Annotated in this window: 14 protein-coding genes and 2 pseudogenes; 7 read left to right on the top strand and 9 right to left on the bottom strand. The window is 70.2% G+C overall.

Features of this window, described 5'->3' with window-relative positions; genetic code table 11:
• The 4 genes from ACNPQM_RS40975 to ACNPQM_RS40960 form a co-directional block, all read left to right on the top strand.
• Positions 1 to 1,749: FAD-dependent oxidoreductase (locus ACNPQM_RS40975; RefSeq protein ID WP_418087962.1), on the top strand; the 1,749-nt coding region annotated here is incomplete at its 5' end.
• An 8-nt stretch (positions 1,750 to 1,757) separates the two neighbouring features.
• Positions 1,758 to 2,528 (top strand): glucose 1-dehydrogenase, encoded by a 771-nt coding sequence (locus ACNPQM_RS40970; protein ID WP_418087961.1) that lies wholly within the window; start codon positions 1,758 to 1,760, stop codon positions 2,526 to 2,528.
• A complete protein-coding gene (locus ACNPQM_RS40965) occupies positions 2,528 to 3,292 on the top strand; it encodes a glucose 1-dehydrogenase (protein WP_358860465.1) in 765 nt (254 codons plus the stop codon). The genes ACNPQM_RS40970 and ACNPQM_RS40965 overlap by 1 nt, the downstream gene beginning before the upstream one ends.
• On the top strand, positions 3,289 to 4,200 hold the full coding sequence (locus ACNPQM_RS40960) for an alpha/beta hydrolase (protein WP_418087960.1): 912 nt from the start codon (positions 3,289 to 3,291) through the stop codon (positions 4,198 to 4,200). The genes ACNPQM_RS40965 and ACNPQM_RS40960 overlap by 4 nt, the downstream gene beginning before the upstream one ends.
• A gap of 82 nt (positions 4,201 to 4,282) precedes the next feature.
• Here the strand turns inward: ACNPQM_RS40960 and ACNPQM_RS40955 are convergent, their stop codons facing one another.
• The gene (locus tag ACNPQM_RS40955) at positions 4,283 to 5,905 is read right to left on the bottom strand and encodes a flavin-containing monooxygenase (RefSeq protein WP_418087959.1); all 1,623 of its coding nucleotides are present in this window, start codon (positions 5,903 to 5,905) and stop codon (positions 4,283 to 4,285) included.
• Between the two features lie 45 nt (positions 5,906 to 5,950).
• A complete protein-coding gene (locus ACNPQM_RS40950) occupies positions 5,951 to 7,522 on the bottom strand; it encodes a FadD3 family acyl-CoA ligase (protein WP_418087958.1) in 1,572 nt (523 codons plus the stop codon).
• 167 nt (positions 7,523 to 7,689) lie between these two features.
• On the opposite strand from ACNPQM_RS40950, the gene ACNPQM_RS40945 reads away from it, so the two are divergent.
• A complete protein-coding gene (locus ACNPQM_RS40945; protein WP_418087957.1) occupies positions 7,690 to 7,887 on the top strand; it encodes a transposase in 198 nt (65 codons plus the stop codon).
• Between the two features lie 90 nt (positions 7,888 to 7,977).
• A complete protein-coding gene (locus ACNPQM_RS40940) occupies positions 7,978 to 8,475 on the top strand; it encodes an IS3 family transposase (protein ID WP_418087956.1) in 498 nt (165 codons plus the stop codon).
• An 86-nt stretch (positions 8,476 to 8,561) separates the two neighbouring features.
• Here the strand turns inward: ACNPQM_RS40940 and ACNPQM_RS40935 are convergent.
• The 5 genes and pseudogenes from ACNPQM_RS40935 to ACNPQM_RS40915 all read right to left on the bottom strand — a co-directional run.
• Positions 8,562 to 8,729 (bottom strand): annotated as a pseudogene (locus ACNPQM_RS40935) (transposase); the annotation flags it as partial.
• A 332-nt stretch (positions 8,730 to 9,061) separates the two neighbouring features.
• The gene (locus tag ACNPQM_RS40930) at positions 9,062 to 9,277 is read right to left on the bottom strand and encodes a winged helix-turn-helix domain-containing protein (protein ID WP_418087955.1); all 216 of its coding nucleotides are present in this window, start codon (positions 9,275 to 9,277) and stop codon (positions 9,062 to 9,064) included.
• Entirely contained in the window at positions 9,277 to 9,651 is a 375-nt protein-coding gene (locus ACNPQM_RS40925) for a helix-turn-helix domain-containing protein (RefSeq protein ID WP_418087954.1), read from the bottom strand. The genes ACNPQM_RS40930 and ACNPQM_RS40925 overlap by 1 nt, the downstream gene beginning before the upstream one ends.
• A 119-nt stretch (positions 9,652 to 9,770) precedes the next feature.
• Positions 9,771 to 10,586: an SAM-dependent methyltransferase gene (locus ACNPQM_RS40920; protein ID WP_418087953.1), complete on the bottom strand. Its 816-nt coding sequence runs from the start codon at positions 10,584 to 10,586 to the stop codon at positions 9,771 to 9,773.
• A 286-nt stretch (positions 10,587 to 10,872) separates the two neighbouring features.
• Positions 10,873 to 12,064, bottom strand: a pseudogene (locus ACNPQM_RS40915) (IS110 family transposase).
• A gap of 986 nt (positions 12,065 to 13,050) precedes the next feature.
• Between ACNPQM_RS40915 and ACNPQM_RS40910 the strand changes: the two are divergent.
• A complete protein-coding gene (locus ACNPQM_RS40910; RefSeq protein ID WP_418087952.1) occupies positions 13,051 to 13,467 on the top strand; it encodes a hypothetical protein in 417 nt (138 codons plus the stop codon).
• Positions 13,468 to 13,642: 175 nt separating this feature from the next.
• On the opposite strand, the gene ACNPQM_RS40905 is transcribed toward ACNPQM_RS40910, so the two are convergent.
• Positions 13,643 to 14,506 (bottom strand): transposase, encoded by an 864-nt coding sequence (locus ACNPQM_RS40905; RefSeq protein ID WP_418087951.1) that lies wholly within the window; start codon positions 14,504 to 14,506, stop codon positions 13,643 to 13,645.
• A gap of 240 nt (positions 14,507 to 14,746) precedes the next feature.
• Positions 14,747 to 14,917 (bottom strand): hypothetical protein, encoded by a 171-nt coding sequence (locus ACNPQM_RS40900; protein ID WP_418087950.1) that lies wholly within the window; start codon positions 14,915 to 14,917, stop codon positions 14,747 to 14,749.
• Positions 14,918 to 15,163: the final 246 nt, after the last annotated feature.

The following is a 15,163-nucleotide window of genomic DNA, read 5'->3' as shown; positions in this document are numbered from 1 at the left end:
GGGCGGAGGACGGCCCGCCCCGGCCGCCGACCCACCCAGGGCCTGTCTGACACGATCAGGGAGAACGCGATGAACGACACGTGGGACCACACGTACGACGTGGTGGTCGTCGGCTCCGGCGCCGCCGGCATGGCCGCGGCCATCACCGCCCGGCTGCGCGGAATGACCGCTCTGGTGGTGGAGAAGACCGACGTCTACGGCGGCTCGACCGCCCTGTCCGGCGGCGCGATCTGGGTCCCGGACAACTTCCACCTGGACGAGGCCGGGCTCGGCGACACCCCCGAGAAGGCCCGTGCCTACCTGGACGCCACGGTCGGCGACCGGGTCACCGCCGAGCGCAAGGAGGCCTACGTCGCCCACGGACCGCGGATGGTACAGGAGTTCCACGACCGCACGGACGTGAGGTTCGTCTACACCCCCGGCTACTCCGACTACTACCCCGAGCGGCTCGGCGGCTACCCGCAGGGCCGCTCCGTCGAACCGCAGATCTTCGACTTCAGGAAGCTCGGCCCCGAGCAGCGCGCCACCATGCGCCGCGCCGGGCTCCCCACGTACGGCCTCACCATCACCTCCAAGGACTTCCGGCAGCTGAACATGGTGGGACGCACCTGGGCCGGCCGCCGCACCGCCGTCAAGGTTGGCGCCCAGGCGGTCAGGGCCCGGCTCTCCGGCCAGGAGCTGCTCTCCCTCGGCGAGGCGCTGATCGCCCGCATGCGGCACTCGCTCGACACCCTCGGTGCCGAACTGTGGCTGTCCGCCCCGTTGACCGGACTCGTCGAGGAGGACGGCCGGGTCACCGGCGTCCGGATCACCAGGGACGGCCGGGAGGTCACCGTCCGGGCCAACGGCGGCGTCGTCCTCGCCTCCGGAGGCTTCTCCCACGACCAGCGGCTCCGCGAGAAGTACCTGCCGGCGCCCACCTCCACCGAGTGGAGCTCCGCGGCCGAGGGACAGACCGGCGACGCCCTGGAGCCGGCCGTGGCCCTCGGCGCCGCGACCGACCTCATGGACCGGGTCTGGGGCGCGCCGTCGGTGGTGCCGCCCGACGGGAAACCGTTCTTCCTCGTCGCCGACCGCGGCATCCCCGGCATGGTGATCGTCAACCAGGCGGGGGAGCGCTACGTCAACGAGGCCGCTCCGTACCACGAGTTCGTCGACGCCATGTACGCGAACGACAAGCCCGGGGCGAGCACCGTGCCGTCCTGGCTGATCCTCGACGCCACCTCCAAGGCCCGCTACATCTTCATGGGCCTCTTCCCGGGCCAGGCGTTCCCCAAGCCGTGGGTAGAGGGCGGACTTGTGAAGAAGGCCGCGACCGTCGAGGAGTTGGCGGTACGCATCGGCACCGCCCCGGAGCGGCTGCGCGCCACCGTGGACCGCTTCAACGGCTTCGCCCGCGCCGGCCGTGACGAGGACTTCCACCGCGGCGACAGCGTCTACGACCGCTATTACGGCGACCCGACGCTACCCAACCCCAACCTGGCGCCGCTGGAGAAGGGCCCGTACTACGCGATCCCCGTCCACCCGGGCGACATCGGTACCAAGGGCGGCCTGGTCACCGACGCGACGGCCCGCGTGCTGCGGGAGGACGGCACGGCCATCGACGGCCTGTACGCCTCCGGCAACGTCTCGGCCGCCGTCATGGGGGAGACCTACCCGGGACCCGGCGCGACCATCGGCCCCGCCATGACCTTCAGTTGGCTCGCGGTCGACGACATCGACCGTAAGCGCTCCGCCGAGGCGCGGTGAGCAGCCCGATGACGGATCTGCGGGGCAGGACGGTGATCATCACCGGTGCGGCACGGGGGATCGGCGCCGAGGCCGCCCGGGTGGCCGTCGAGTCCGGCGCCCGGGTCGTCCTCACCGACGTACGGGAGGAGGAGGGGCGGGCCGCGGCGGAGCGGCTCGGCGGCCACGCCCGGTTCCTCCGCCACGACGTCACCTCCGAGGACGATTGGCGCGAGGTCGTCGACTCCGTGGTCGCCACGTTCGGGCGGGTGGACGGCCTCGTCAACAACGCGGGCATCTCCGGCGGTTCCCACCGGCTGGAGGAACAGACGGCCGAGGTGTTCCGGCTGGTCCTCGACATCGATCTCACCGGCGTGTTCCTCGGCATGCGGGCCGTGATCCCCGCGATGAGGGAGAACGGCGGCGGCTCCATCGTCAACATCTCCTCCGCGGCCGGACTCATGGGCCTGGCCAGGACCGCCGGCTACGGCGCGGCCAAGTGGGGCGTGCGCGGGCTCACCAAGCTTGGCGCGGTGGAACTCGGAGCCGACCGGATCCGCGTCAACTCCGTACACCCCGGCATGATCCACACCCCGATGACCGCCCACGTGGGCATCGAGCGGGGTGAGGGGAAGTACCCCAACACACCGATGGGCCGGGTCGGTGAGCCCCAGGAGATCGCGCAGGCGGTCGCCTTCCTGCTCTCGGACGCCGCCTCGTACGTCACCGGCGCCGAACTGGCCGTCGACGGCGGCTGGACGACGGGCCCGACGCTCCGACCGATCGAGGAGAACCGCTGATGCCCGTCGATCTGACAGGAAAGGTCGCGCTGGTCACCGGCGCGGCACGCGGCATGGGCGAGGCCGAGGCCCGCCTGTTCGCCGCCCTCGGGGCGAAGGTCGTCCTCACCGACGTCCTGGAGGCGGAGGGAGAGGCGACGGCCGCCTCCCTCGGCGCCGCCGCCCGATTCGTACGCCACGACGTGACCGACGAGCAGTCCTGGGCGTCCGCCGTCGCCGCCGCCCTCGACGCGTTCGGCCGGCTCGACGTCCTCGTCAACAACGCCGCGATCTACTCCACCTCGCTCATCACCGAGGAGGACCCGGCCCGCTTGGAGGCGATCCTCCGCGTCAACCTGATCGGCCCCTTCCTCGGTGTCCGTGCTGTCGCCGGGGCGATGAGGGCGAGCGGCGGCGGGTCCATCGTCAACATCTCCTCACAGGCCGGCCTCCAGGGCATCTGGGGGCACGGCGCGTACGGCGCCGCGAAATGGGGGCTGCGCGGACTGACCAGAACCGCCGCGCTGGAGCTCGGCGCGGACGGCATTCGGGTCAACTCCGTCCATCCCGGAGCCATCGCCACGGCGATGACCGCCCACCTGGACACCAAGGAGCATCCCGGCACACCGCTCGGACGCGTGGGGGAGCCCGAGGAGGTCGCCCACCTCGTCGCCTTCCTCGCCTCCGACGACTCCTCGTACCTGTCCGGCGCCGAACTCGCCGTGGACGGCGGCGCGTCGGCGGGCCGCGTGCCGGTCTTCACCCCGAAAGGAACGGACGCGTGAACCGACCCGACCCCGAGGTCCAGGCCGTCATCGACCTGGCCACCGCCGGCTTTCCCCCGCTGGCGACGGAGATGACGGACATCGCCGAGGTACGAGCCTTCTTCGCCGCCCGCCCCCGGCCGTCCGTCCCCCCGCCCCCTGTCGCCCGCGTCGCGGACGAGGACGCCGACGGCGTGCCCGTCCGCGTCTACGACCCGGCTGTCCACGAGACCGCCCCCGTGATCGTGTTCTGTCACGGGGGCGGCTTCGTCCTCTGCGACCTCGACAGTCACGACGGCTTCTGCCGCGACCTCGCCCGCGCGACGGAAGCGATCGTCGTCTCCGTCGACTATCGCCGCGCCCCCGAGCATCCCTTCCCTGCCGCCCCCGAGGACGCCTATACGGCCCTGCTGTGGGCGGCGGCGACGTTCCCGGGCCGCCGGATCGCCGTCGCAGGGGACAGCGCGGGCGCCAACCTCGCCACGGTCCTCACCCTGCTCTCCCGCGACCGTGGCGGCCCCGAGATCGTCTGCCAGGCGCTCTACTACCCGATGCTCGACCCCACCCGCTCCCGCCCCTCGCACCGGGAGAACGCCCAGGGCTACTTCCTCACCGCCGACCACCTGCGCTGGTACTGGGACGGCTATCTGTCTTCCCCCGCCGACCGCACCAGCCCCTACGCGGCCCCGCTCGCGGGCGCCCTGTCCGGGCTCCCGTCGGCCCAGGTCGTCACCGCCGGCTTCGACCCCCTGCGGGACGACGGCCTGGCGTACGCGGAAGCCCTCGCTGCCGCGGGCGTCCCCGTGGAAGCCTGCCACCACGCCGGGATGTTCCACGGCTTCCTCTCCATGGCGGGCGCCCTGCCAGCGGCGGCCGAGGCCCGCGAGACCGCCTTCGCCGCCCTGCGCGAGGCCCTTGTCGCGCACTGACCGACGTGTACGCGTGCGCGTGCGCCCCGCCTCTCACCCGATCGGGTGAGAGGCGGGGCGCTTTCCCGGGTCACGGGCCGCCTCAGCCCCGTATCAGCGCGAACCCCTTGTACCCCGAGGCCGCGACGTCCTCGATAATCTCCCCGTACACCCCGAAGCCGCCGATGAACGGCATGAAGACCCGTGGCTTCCCCGGGATGTTGGCCCCCAGGTACCAGGAGTTCGCCGCCGGGAACAGGGTGGCCGCCGCCCGGTCCCGGCACTGCGCGACCCACTGCTCGACGGCCTCCTCGCTCGCCTCGATCGCGCGGTAGCCGTGCTCGTCCAGATGGCGCACGCAGTCGCCGAGCCAGTCGCCGTGCTGCTCGGCGCACAGCACGACGTTGGCCATGACGGACGGGCTGCCGGCACCGGTGAGGTTGAACAGGTTCGGGAAGCCGTCGACGCCCAGACCCAGATAGGTGCGGGGACCCCCGCTCCAGACCTCCTTCAGGCTCCGGCCGCCACGCCCCCGGATGTCCACCCGGTCGATCGCGCCGGTCATCGCGTCGAAACCGGTCGCGAACACGATCACGTCCAGCTCTACCCGGGTGCCGTCGGCCAGCACGATTCCGGTGGCTTCGATCCGTTCGATGGCGTTCTCCCGCAGGCTCACGAGGCGCACGTCGTCGCGGTTGAACGTCTCGTAGTAGTGCGAGTCGGTGACGATCCGCTTGGTGCCGATCGGATGGTCCGTGGGGACCAGCAGGTCGGCGGCGGCCGGGTCGTCGATGAGGGCGCGGACCTTCTCCTCCCAGAACGCGCGCGCCTCGTCGTTCGCCGCGCGGTCGGTGAGCTGGTCGGGGAACGTCTTGGAGTACAGGACGCCGCCGAGCTCCCAACGCTCCTCGAACGCGGCCCGCCGCTCTTCGGGCGACACGTCGAACGTCGCCGACGGCTGCGCCGCATGGGGCGAGCCGCCGCCACTGAGCCGCGACAGGCGCCGCCGCTCGGCGTAGCCGGCCTTCTGCCGACGGCGCGTCTCGTCGTCCAGGGGCGCGTTGCCCGCCGGGATGCTGAAGTTGGCGCTGCGCTGGAAGACGGTCAGGTGCGCCGCCTGCTCGGCGATCAGCGGGATGGCCTGGATGCCGGAGGAGCCGGTGCCGATGACGCCGACGCGCAGTCCGCCGAAGTCCACGCCCTCGTGGGGCCAGGCGCCGGTGTGGTACGTGGCGCCGGCGAACTCCCCGGCCCCCGGGATGTCCGGCACGTGCGTGCTGGAGAGGCAGCCGACGGCGAACACGCAGAACCGGGCCGACACCACCTCCCCGCCGTCCGTGCGGACCGTCCAGCGCAGCGTCTCCTCGTCCAGCTCGGCCGAGGTCACCGAGGTGGAGAAGGTGTAGCTGCGGCGCAGGTCGAAGCGGTCGGCGACATGGCGCAGATAGCGGATGATCTCCGGCTGCGTGGCGTACTTCTCGCTCCAGTCCCACTCCTGCTGGAGCTCCTCGTCGAAGGAGTACGAGTAGTCCACGGACTCCACGTCGCAGCGCGCGCCGGGGTAGCGGTTCCAGTACCAGACACCGCCCACGTCTTCGCCTCGCTCGAAGCCGCGCACGCTGTGGCCGAGACCGCGCAGTTTGTGCACGGCGTACAGACCGGTGACGCCCGCTCCGACGACGACGACGTCTACGACGTCGACGGACTCGGTGTTGCTGTCGTTCACGTTCGTACTCTCCTCATCCGGTGGAAGTCGTGCGGAGGCTCGCCCTCACGCCGTTGTGTCCTGCGCCTGCGCTTGTGCGTCCTGCGCCTGTGCCGACTGTCGCAGCGCCTTCTTGTCGACCTTGCCCGCCGCGTTGTGCGGCAGGGCCGGTACGGAGCGGAAGGCGCGCGGGATCTTGAAGTTGGCCAGCCGCTCACGCGCGTAGGAGGTCAGCTCGGCCGCGTCGATCAGAGCCCCGGCCGCCGGTACGCAGTACGCGACACCGACCTCCCCGAGCCGTGCGTCCGGCGCGCCGACGACCGCCGCGTCCAGGACGGCCGGGTGGCCGCGGAGGACCTGCTCCACCTCCGCCGGGTACACGTTGAACCCGCCCACGACGAACATGTCCTTCAGCCGGTCGGTGATCCGCAGGAAGCCGCGCTCGTCGAGCACGCCGACGTCCCCGGTGTGCAGCCAGCCGTCTGCGTCGATGGCCCGGGCGGTGGCCTCGGGGTCGTCGAGATAGCCGTGCATCACGTGGAAGCCGCGGGTGAGGATCTCGCCCGGCTCCCCAGGCGGGGCGTCGATGCGCAGCTCCGTGCCCTCCAGGGCCGTTCCGGACGTGCGGGCCAAAGTCTCCGGGGACTCGTGCGGCGGGCAGATCGCGACCACGCCCGTCGACTCGGTCAGCCCGTACGCGGTGTTGACGCTCCGGGCGCCGAGGGACGTCCGGATCTGCTCGATGAGCGTGGCGGGGATGTTCGCCGCGCCTGTGACTGCCATCCGCATCGAGGTCAGGTCGTACGCCTCGCGCTCGGGATGATGGATGAGGGAGGTGAAGACCGTCGGCGCGCCGGTCAGGACGGAGATCCGCTCGTCCTGTATCCGGCCGAGTACGGCATCGGTGTCGAATACCTGCTCCGGGACGATCGTGGCCCCGTGCAGCAGACAGGCGAGGATGCCGGCCTTGTAGCCGAAGGTGTGGAAGAACGGGTTGACGAGGAGGTAGCGGTCGCCGCGCCGGAGGGTGACCGTACGGGCCCAGGCGTCATACACGCGCAGGTTCTGGCCGTGGGTGGTGGGCACGCCCTTGGGGCGGCCGGTGGTGCCGGAGGTGAAGAGGATGTCGGCGGTGTCGGCGGGGCGCACGGCGGCGGTACGGGCCAGCCGGTCCGCCCCGGTCACCCGGTCCGCACCCGACAGGAAGCCCTGCCAGTCCGCGGAGTGCAGGGTCACCGTCCGTTCCAGGAACGGGAGTTCCTCTCCCGAGGCGGCGAGCAGCGCCCGGTAGTCCGTACCCAGGAAGTCGTGCTCGGTGAACAGGAGCCGGGTACGGGAGCGGCGCAGGATATCGGCGGCCTCGGCGGCCTTGTAGCGGGTGTTCACCGGGACCAGCACCCCGCCGACCGCCACCACGCCGAGCGCGGCCACCACCCAGCGTGCGCTGTTGGGCGCCCACACGGCGACCGAGTCACCGGGGCGCACCCCTTGCGCGATCACCGCGCGCGCGACCCGGTCGACCCGGTCGCGCAGCTCCGCGAACGTCCAGCGCTCCTCGCCGAAGACGAGGGCCTCCTCATCCCCGTACCGCTCCGCGGCCCAGTCCGCGAGCCGGGCGATGGTCTGCGCGCCACTCATGATCTGTCACGTCCTCCCTGCTGCCCCGACCCCCCGGGCGGGGCGCGGGCGGTGGAACCACAGCGGATCGGAGCCTGTCAGGGAGGGGCGCCCCGGCGCAGGTGGCGGTTCCCGCTCACCGGGAAGGTGAGGTTTTCCTCGTAGCGTGGAGTCCGTGACAGCAGGGGATGTTGGTTGTCATGGCGGAAAAGCGTCGGAGGTTCACGGCGGAGTTTCGTGAGGGGGCGGTACGCATCGTGACGGAGACCGGGAAGCCGGTCCCCGAAGGCGCGAAGGACCTGGGGACAACGAGACGACCCTGGCGAGCTGGATCTCGCGGGCGAAACGCGACGGGAAGGCCGCGCCGGAGAACAAGGACGCGCTGATCGCCCGGCTGACGGCGGAGAACGCGGCGTTGAAGAGGACGTCAAGGAGCTGGGGATGGAGCACGATGTCCTCAATCGCTGCATGGTCCTGTGGGTGAAGTAGCTGCGGTGGACCCGGCCGCCGTGGCCGGGGTGATCAGCGGCAACAGGACCGAGCACGGCATCCCGCACACCGTCTCGTGCCGCGCCCTGGGCGTGAGCGAGTCATGGTTCTACAAGTGGCGTGGCCGCCGGCCCACCGAGCGTGAACTGCGGCGACAGCGGCTGGCCGACGAGATCAAGGAGATCTTCATCGAGTCCGGTGGCATCTACGGATCATCGAAGATCTTCATCCTGCTGGTCCGCAAGGGTTGGCGGGTCTCGGTGGACACCGTCGCCCGGCTGATGGCCGAACTCGGCCTGGTCGCCCGCGTGGTCAAGCACCGCAATGGGCTGACCAGGCCGGGGAGACGGCCGGCCGCACCGGACTTCGTCAAACGCGACTTTACCGCCGAGGAACCCGACCTCGTCTGGGCAGGCGACATGACGGAGATCGCCACCGAGGGCGCTGTCACGTTGGCGGGTGGCGTGGGAGGATTCTCGGGTTGATCATGGTGGGGGATCCCCCGTGGGGAGCGTGTCGCCGTCGTACAGGGGTCACCGGTACCCGGTCGAGGTGATCTCGCACTGCGTGTGATGTGCATCCAGTGCTTGGCGCCCTCGCCGCCGTCGCCAGCCCACAGCCCCAGGATGTCCCGCCATCCCTCCGCCGTGACGGCCAGGGCCACGTAGATCGGCCGGTTCGCCACCGCGCTATCGCGGATCTTCACGTGGATCACGTCGATGAAGATCACCGGGTAGACGGCGCGGTTTCCATCGGTGGTTGCGACTGCTGAAGGGAGTCTGTGCGATGCCGAAGTATCCGCCGATCCGGTTGCCGTTGTCGGTGCCGAAGAGCTACTTCGAACTGCGTAGAGGTGGCCTGAAAGGGCCAGCCGCTGCCCGCCGGGTGGGCGTATCCACAAGCGCAGGCTCGGTGTGGGCAGAGCGATGAAGTCGCGCTCGCTCATGCTGCGGCGCTTGCCCTTGCCCGCTGGGTGGGCGATCAGCCGATGGCACAGCCGGGTCCGTGAGCCGGGCCGCATCGCCATCAGCTCGGCCACCGACAGCTGTCCCGAGCGGCGTCCACTCACCGTCACGACCGGGGTGTGTCCGCGTCGTCCCCAGGTCCGGCCTCGGGGCGGTCGGCGGGTGAAGCCTGCTTCGTCCTCGAAGCAGATGTAGCCCCCGCAGGCCGCCCGGGCCCTTTTACCTCCGCCCAGGTCGCCTCCTTCCCCACCTTCACCGCCTCCTCGTCGCGCTCGGCGACCCACCGCACGGGGACCTGCGGGGAGAACCCGAGCCGATGCATCAGCCGGTGGCGCCGAGACGCTGTAGGAAACGTGGAACTTCCGGCGGATCAGCGTGGCCACCCGCGCAGCGGTCCACACCTGGTCCTCCACCCAGCCGTGCGCATTCGGCCCCTCCTCCAGATACGCGGCGAGCTTGTCCAAGCAGCGACAGACGGCACCGTGATCCGCTCGGCCCGCGCGAGGCCAGGGCCTCGATCCCGCCGTCCCGCCACAACTGGTGCCACCGGTAGGCCGACTTCCGGCTTACCCGGAGGCGCCGGGCGACCTCCAGCGACTTGATCTTCTGCTCGAAGAACTCGGCCGCCTGCCGCCGTACGGCCTCCCGACGCTGCCGCCCCGCAGCGGTCAGCCCGCCCCCATCCGCATATCGCACACAGCACGAGATACAGCCCGTACCCCAGGCCCGTCAGGCACATCGACAAAGTTCACCCTGACGAGCCGAAGTCAGTAACTACCCGGCCTTGGGGGAAGTCCCCATGGTCCGGCAGGGTGTCAGGGCTTGCGGGCGAGGCCGCCGTGCTCGCCGATGGGTTCCGGGGCGGGGGAGGTGGGGTCCGGGCGCCAGAAGGGGACCGACACGATCCCGGGGTCCAAAAGCTCCAGACCGTCGAAGAACGCCGTGATTTCGTCGACGGGGCGCAGGAAGTACGGTACGGCGCCGGTCTCGTTGTACGCGTCCTGGGCCTGTTCGTAGTCGGCGTCGGTGCCCCGTGAACCGTCGTTGATGGAGAGGTAGCTGCCGGACGGCAGCCCGTCCATCAGGTGTGTGACGGTGGCGCGTGCCTGGTCGTAGTCGGCGACGTGGCCCAGGATGTTGCTGAGAATCAGGGCGGTGGGGCGGGTGAGGTCCAGTGTCTCGGCGGCGGCCGCCAGGATGCGATCAGGGTCGGACAGGTTAGCGTCGACGTAAGCGGTCGCCCCCTCGGGGGTAGAGGTGAGCAGGGCGCGGGCGTGCGCGAGGACCAACGGGTCGTGGTCGACGTAGACGATCCTGGTGTCGGGGGCGAGCCGCTGGGCGACCTCATGGGTGTTGTTCACGGTCGGCAGGCCGGTCCCGACGTCCAGGAACTGCTGGATGCCCTCCTCGGTGACCAGGTACGTGATGGTGCGGCGCAGGAAGGCACGGCTGCTGCGGGCGATGGTGACGATGCCGGGGAAGACGGCGCTGTATGCGTCGCCGGCTTCCTCGTCAACGGGGTAGTTGTCTTTCCCACCCAGCCAGTAGTTCCAGATCCGGGCGGAGTGCGGCACCGACGTATCAATCTTCTGATGCACCGCCGGTCCGGGCGATGTGGCGTGGTCGGTCATGGGTACCGTCCGTCTTTCAACCGAGGCGTGAACTGTCAACGCACAACCTACGTCCCAACAACCTGGATGCGTACATCAGTTCACGTCTCCGGTAGGTTCGATCAACGCTGATCCCCCGAACAGGTTGCCACCCGGTAGGTATGAGAGCCCAGACTGGCAGCCTCGCGGCCGGCCCGATCCATGTGGACTGGTTCTCGCCCGGTCCGCCGTCGCCGACGGCGCCACAGCCACCGTGGTCTGGGAGTATGTCGGCGCCGGCCAGATCGGCCACCTCCTAATGATGTTGTCAAGCTGCGGGAGTGACGGGGAGGTTGCTTTGGTAGCACTGTCCGTCACGGAGGAGAGCCCACAGGACGTTCACGCGGCGACGGGCCAGGGCGAGCACAGCCTGGGTGTGCCGCTTACCTTCGGAGCGTTTGCGTTCGTAGGAAGCGGCGCGAGTCGTCGCAGCTGCGGATGCTGATGAGCGCTGTGGTGTAGAAGACGCGTTGCAGGCCGCGGTGGTAGCGCCGGGGCCGGTGCAGGTTGCCGCTGACGTTGCCCGAGTCGCGAGGGACCGGGGCGGCGCCGGCGAGACTGGCCAGGCGGTCGGCGGTGCCGTAGGGGCTCATGTCGCCGGCGGTGGCGGCGAGGAACTCGGCCCCCAACAGCGGGCCGATGCCGGGCATGCTGGAGATCACTTCGGCGAGCTCGTGGTCGCGAAACCGGGCCGCAATGAGCTTGTCGATCTCGGTGATCTGCTCGTTGAGACTCATCACCTCCTTGGCCAGGGTGTGGATCACCTGTGCGGTGATCTTCTCCCCGGGGACGGCGGTGCGCTGGCGTTCAGCTGCTTCCAGAGCGGCCTGGGCCAGGGATTCGGGAGTGCGGACCTTGCGGTTGCGCAGCCATGTCTCCAGGCGGCTGCGGCCGGTCCGTCGCAGGGCGGCCGGGGTCTGGTAGCCGGTCAGCAAGATCAGTGGTCCGGTGTTGCCGAGGTCGAGTGCCCGCTCCAAGGCCGGAAAGATGCTGGTGAGTTGGCCGCGCAGGCGGTTGATCCGGCGGGTCCGGTCAGCGGTCAGGTCGGTCCGGCGGCTGGTGAGGACTCGCAGCTCGATGGCGTGCTCGCTGTCCGGCCGCAGGACGGTCAGGTCCCGGCGCATCCTGGCCTGGTCGGCGATGACGGTGGCGTCCTTGGCGTCGGTCTTGCCCATGCCCCGGTAGCCGGCCGAGGCCCGGTTGACCGCCAGGCCGGGTATGTGGACGAGCTGCCGGCCGTGATTGAGCAGCACGCTGATCCACAGTCCGGCCATGCCGTCGGCGACATCGACCGCCCAGACCACGTCTTCGCCAAGGGCCAGCACGTCCGCGAGCAGGGCCAGCAGTTCCGGCTCGTCGTTCAGCACACGACGCGACAGCAGCCGCTTGCCTTCGGCGTCCAGGACCACGCAGTGGTGATGGGTCTTGCCGATGTCCGTACCCGCCCAGATCTGGGCCACCAGTTCCTCCGGTCGTTCGATGGTGCGCTGTACTCCCGGACGACCTCGCCGGCGTGGTCCTACTCAGCGATCCACCTGAAGGTGTTCGCGGCTCCTCATCAGCGGCCGAGTCGTCGTGAGACGCCGGGCGGCCAGGTGGCCAGAACCATCAAGGGCAACCGCATGAAAGCCATACCCGGCGTCTCTGGGTCTCTGGACCTTACGACGGCCCGTCCAACCCACGAACAAGGTAGGACCGCATGACACGCGTCCTCGCCGTGCTGCGTGCAGAGCCCGAGCGGCAGCGGCAGGCCTGGACCCGCGTCCTCCTGCTGGACGGCGAACTCTCGGCTGCCGAACCCAAGAAACTCCGCTACAGGCTCCTGCACGTCACCGCCCGGATCACCCGGGGCGGCCGCCGCCTCCGCCTCCCCGGCGTTGTCGGCCTTCAGCAGCCGCCAAGCGGCGCTCTGCTTCCGCAAGGCGACCAGACGGTCGTAGTCCAACTCCATACATCCAGCCCTCTCACTGCCCCAGCGGGCACGACCGCACTTCCCGCCACCAGCGAAAACACACGTCCCCACTCGGCCTGCACTCATGCCTGCGCAGCCGTGCACAGGCATTGCGCGCCGACCACAAAGAACCGTAGTGGCCACCACTGACAGCGGGACAGGTCAATGGGTGGGGAGATCAACAGAGCAAGTTTGGCCAACCCAAAAGCACCAGGTGGCTAATTTCAGGAAGCGTCATCAGTGGCTGGCGATGGACATCCGGTAGTTCCACCCGGCCGGCTCCCCGTTCTGCTTGAGCGCGGAACGGAAGGCCTCCACACCGCGGTGACATCGTCGTAGCGCAACTGTGCAGGGTCCTGCGGGCCTAACGCTGCGCCAGAGCCTGCGCGGCCAGTTCAGCCGTTCGCCATCCCACCGCTCGCTGTCCGTCATCCAGGCAGCGGGCCGAGCTCGTACCCTTCCGCAGTTCGAATCGATCAACATCCTGGAGGGGACATGCGAGACCGCGTACGGATCGCCTGCCGCGCGGCGGCGGTGGTCATCGCGCTGGCGGCAGCGGGGGGAGCGACCACCGTCCCGGCGGTGGCAGCGCCGACCGGTATCACCCAAACCGCGCCGGCACCGGCGCCGACCGGCCTGACGTACAGCTATGACGCGGTCACCGAGCAGGTGACGGTCAGCTGGTACCCGAAGGACCCGGCCGACACAGTGACGACCGGCTATCGCGAGGGGTCCTGCAGCGGGCCCTCGACCGCCGACGGGCCGTGCTTCGCCCGGGTGTCGGGGCCGCTGCTGACCGGCAGCTCGTTCACGTTCCACCAGGCTGCGGGCCGGACGCGGTACTTCCGGCTGTACGCCGAGAACGCGGCGCATCAGCTCACCGGCTCGGCAATCCTCACCATCACCACCTGAGACAGCCCGGCATACGACTGGCCCCGAAGCCGACTCGTGACGACGTAGTAGACGCGCTGCATTGGGCAGATTCGGGGCCTTGTCGCCGCTGTCCCCGACCAACTGCACGGCGGCGGCCGGCAGATTCTGCAGCCCACCCACATCGCCGTTCTTTGAAGCTCCCCACTTTGTTGAACTACGGACCGAGCTCTGATCGACTACGGCCGCCGCTCTGGGGCCGTGAGCGACCTGTCCGCCGCCTTCGTCCGCGACCCCGCCGCCCACCTGCCGCACCGTCGGCGGCCGGGGCGTTGCGGCGGACGGAGCCGCGCGCAAGGTGGCGATGTGGGTGCGGACCATGGCGTAGGTGACGGGGGCGTGTTCGGCAACCAGCTCGCTGTGCAGTCGGGTGACACTTGTGCATCCCTCGGCGAATCGGCGCTCCAGGTAAGGCTTGTAGGGGTCCAGCCTGCTGGGCCGGGGCCGGTTCTCGCGGAAGGTGTCCTGCCAGCGGGCGGCGGCCGCGTACCGGAGCACGGTGTTGAGGCCCCAGCCCAGGTGCCGGGCGATCGCCCGGCGTGAGTGGCCTTGGGCAAGCATCTCGTGGACCAGCGCGTGTGCGGCCTTCTTCCGCTCGGCCCGTCGGCCGACGGGCTCCGAGTCGTCCCGCGGCCGACCGGAAACCGGTCGGGTGGCCTCTGGCAGCATGCCGCTGGGCGACGGCCCACGCAGGCAGTCGCGGTGGGCGGCGACGCAGGTCTCCAAGGCTCAGCCGAGGCCCTGCCGCAGATGGAACCGGTCTGCGACCTGCAGAGCGTCGGGGGCACCGCGCCGGGCCCTCGGCGTAGGCGCCCGCCCGGTCCCGGCAGATGATCTCCACGCCGGGGTGGCGGATCAGCCAGGCGGCCAGCGGCCCGGCTTCACGCGTCGGGAGTACATCGACCACGCGATGGTCTTCGACGCTGGTCAAGACGGTGGAGTAGGTCTGGCCGCGGCGGATCGCGAAGTCGTCCACGCCCAGCACGCGCGGCGTGCTGAACCGTGGATCGGGCAATGCCATGACCCTGCGTAGCAAGGTCATCCTTCCCGCGCCGGCCCGCCCGGCCAGGGCGAGCCCTACTCGCTCCAGGGCGTGGTTGAGCCGAGTGGTGAATCGTGCGTGCGGGGCGGCCAGCCGCGAGAACGGCTCGGCGAACGTCCGGCGCCGGCAGTCCGCCGACCCGCAGATGAAGCGCCGGACCGTCAGCCGGATTACAAAGCCCTGATCAATGAGCGGAAGGTCCTTCAGCCCGCGCTGGTATCAGTCGTGGACTCGGTCTGAGAAGCGGCCGCAGTCCGGACATGCAGCCCCGGTCGCGCGGCCTCTCGCCATCACCTCGACCGTGCCGAACGCGGCCGTGGCCGCCTCGACATCCACCTCGTCGATCCCGTCGAACACCAGCGAGTCCCAGAACGATGTATCGGCCTGCATGAACAGCACCATCACCGTCCACAGCCGACCGCGGCATCGACCGACAAGCACCTGAGGGGGCGTCAATTCTGACTGTAAGGCGACAAGACGTACGCCGTCCCACACGAGTCAGTCCCTCGCAAGCGAACATCAAGGTAACGCTCCGCGACGGCTCCGCTGAGTAGGCCCGGAGCGCGGTGCCGGGGTTGCTCCCGGTCCGTTTCTCCGGACCTCTCGCCGAACCCGCCGTGCGCCTCTCAACGCAAC

This window comes from Streptomyces sp. NPDC056231, from assembly GCF_048270745.1.
Lineage (GTDB): Bacteria > Actinomycetota > Actinomycetes > Streptomycetales > Streptomycetaceae > Streptomyces.
The sequence above is the reverse complement of the archived record's forward strand: the minus strand, read 5'-3'. Positions and strand labels throughout refer to the sequence as shown.

Coding starts and splice junctions, on each gene's coding strand:
- ACNPQM_RS40970 (WP_418087961.1), top strand. CDS start 1,758: ATGACGGATCTGCGGGGCAGGACGGTGATCATCACCGGTGCGGCACGG.
- ACNPQM_RS40965 (WP_358860465.1), top strand. CDS start 2,528: ATGCCCGTCGATCTGACAGGAAAGGTCGCGCTGGTCACCGGCGCGGCA.
- ACNPQM_RS40950 (WP_418087958.1), bottom strand. CDS start 7,522: ATGAGTGGCGCGCAGACCATCGCCCGGCTCGCGGACTGGGCCGCGGAG.
- ACNPQM_RS40945 (WP_418087957.1), top strand. CDS start 7,690: ATGTTGGTTGTCATGGCGGAAAAGCGTCGGAGGTTCACGGCGGAGTTT.
- ACNPQM_RS40930 (WP_418087955.1), bottom strand. CDS start 9,277: ATGCATCGGCTCGGGTTCTCCCCGCAGGTCCCCGTGCGGTGGGTCGCC.
- ACNPQM_RS40920 (WP_418087953.1), bottom strand. CDS start 10,586: ATGACCGACCACGCCACATCGCCCGGACCGGCGGTGCATCAGAAGATT.
- ACNPQM_RS40910 (WP_418087952.1), top strand. CDS start 13,051: ATGCGAGACCGCGTACGGATCGCCTGCCGCGCGGCGGCGGTGGTCATC.
- ACNPQM_RS40905 (WP_418087951.1), bottom strand. CDS start 14,506: ATGGCATTGCCCGATCCACGGTTCAGCACGCCGCGCGTGCTGGGCGTG.
- ACNPQM_RS40900 (WP_418087950.1), bottom strand. CDS start 14,917: ATGCAGGCCGATACATCGTTCTGGGACTCGCTGGTGTTCGACGGGATC.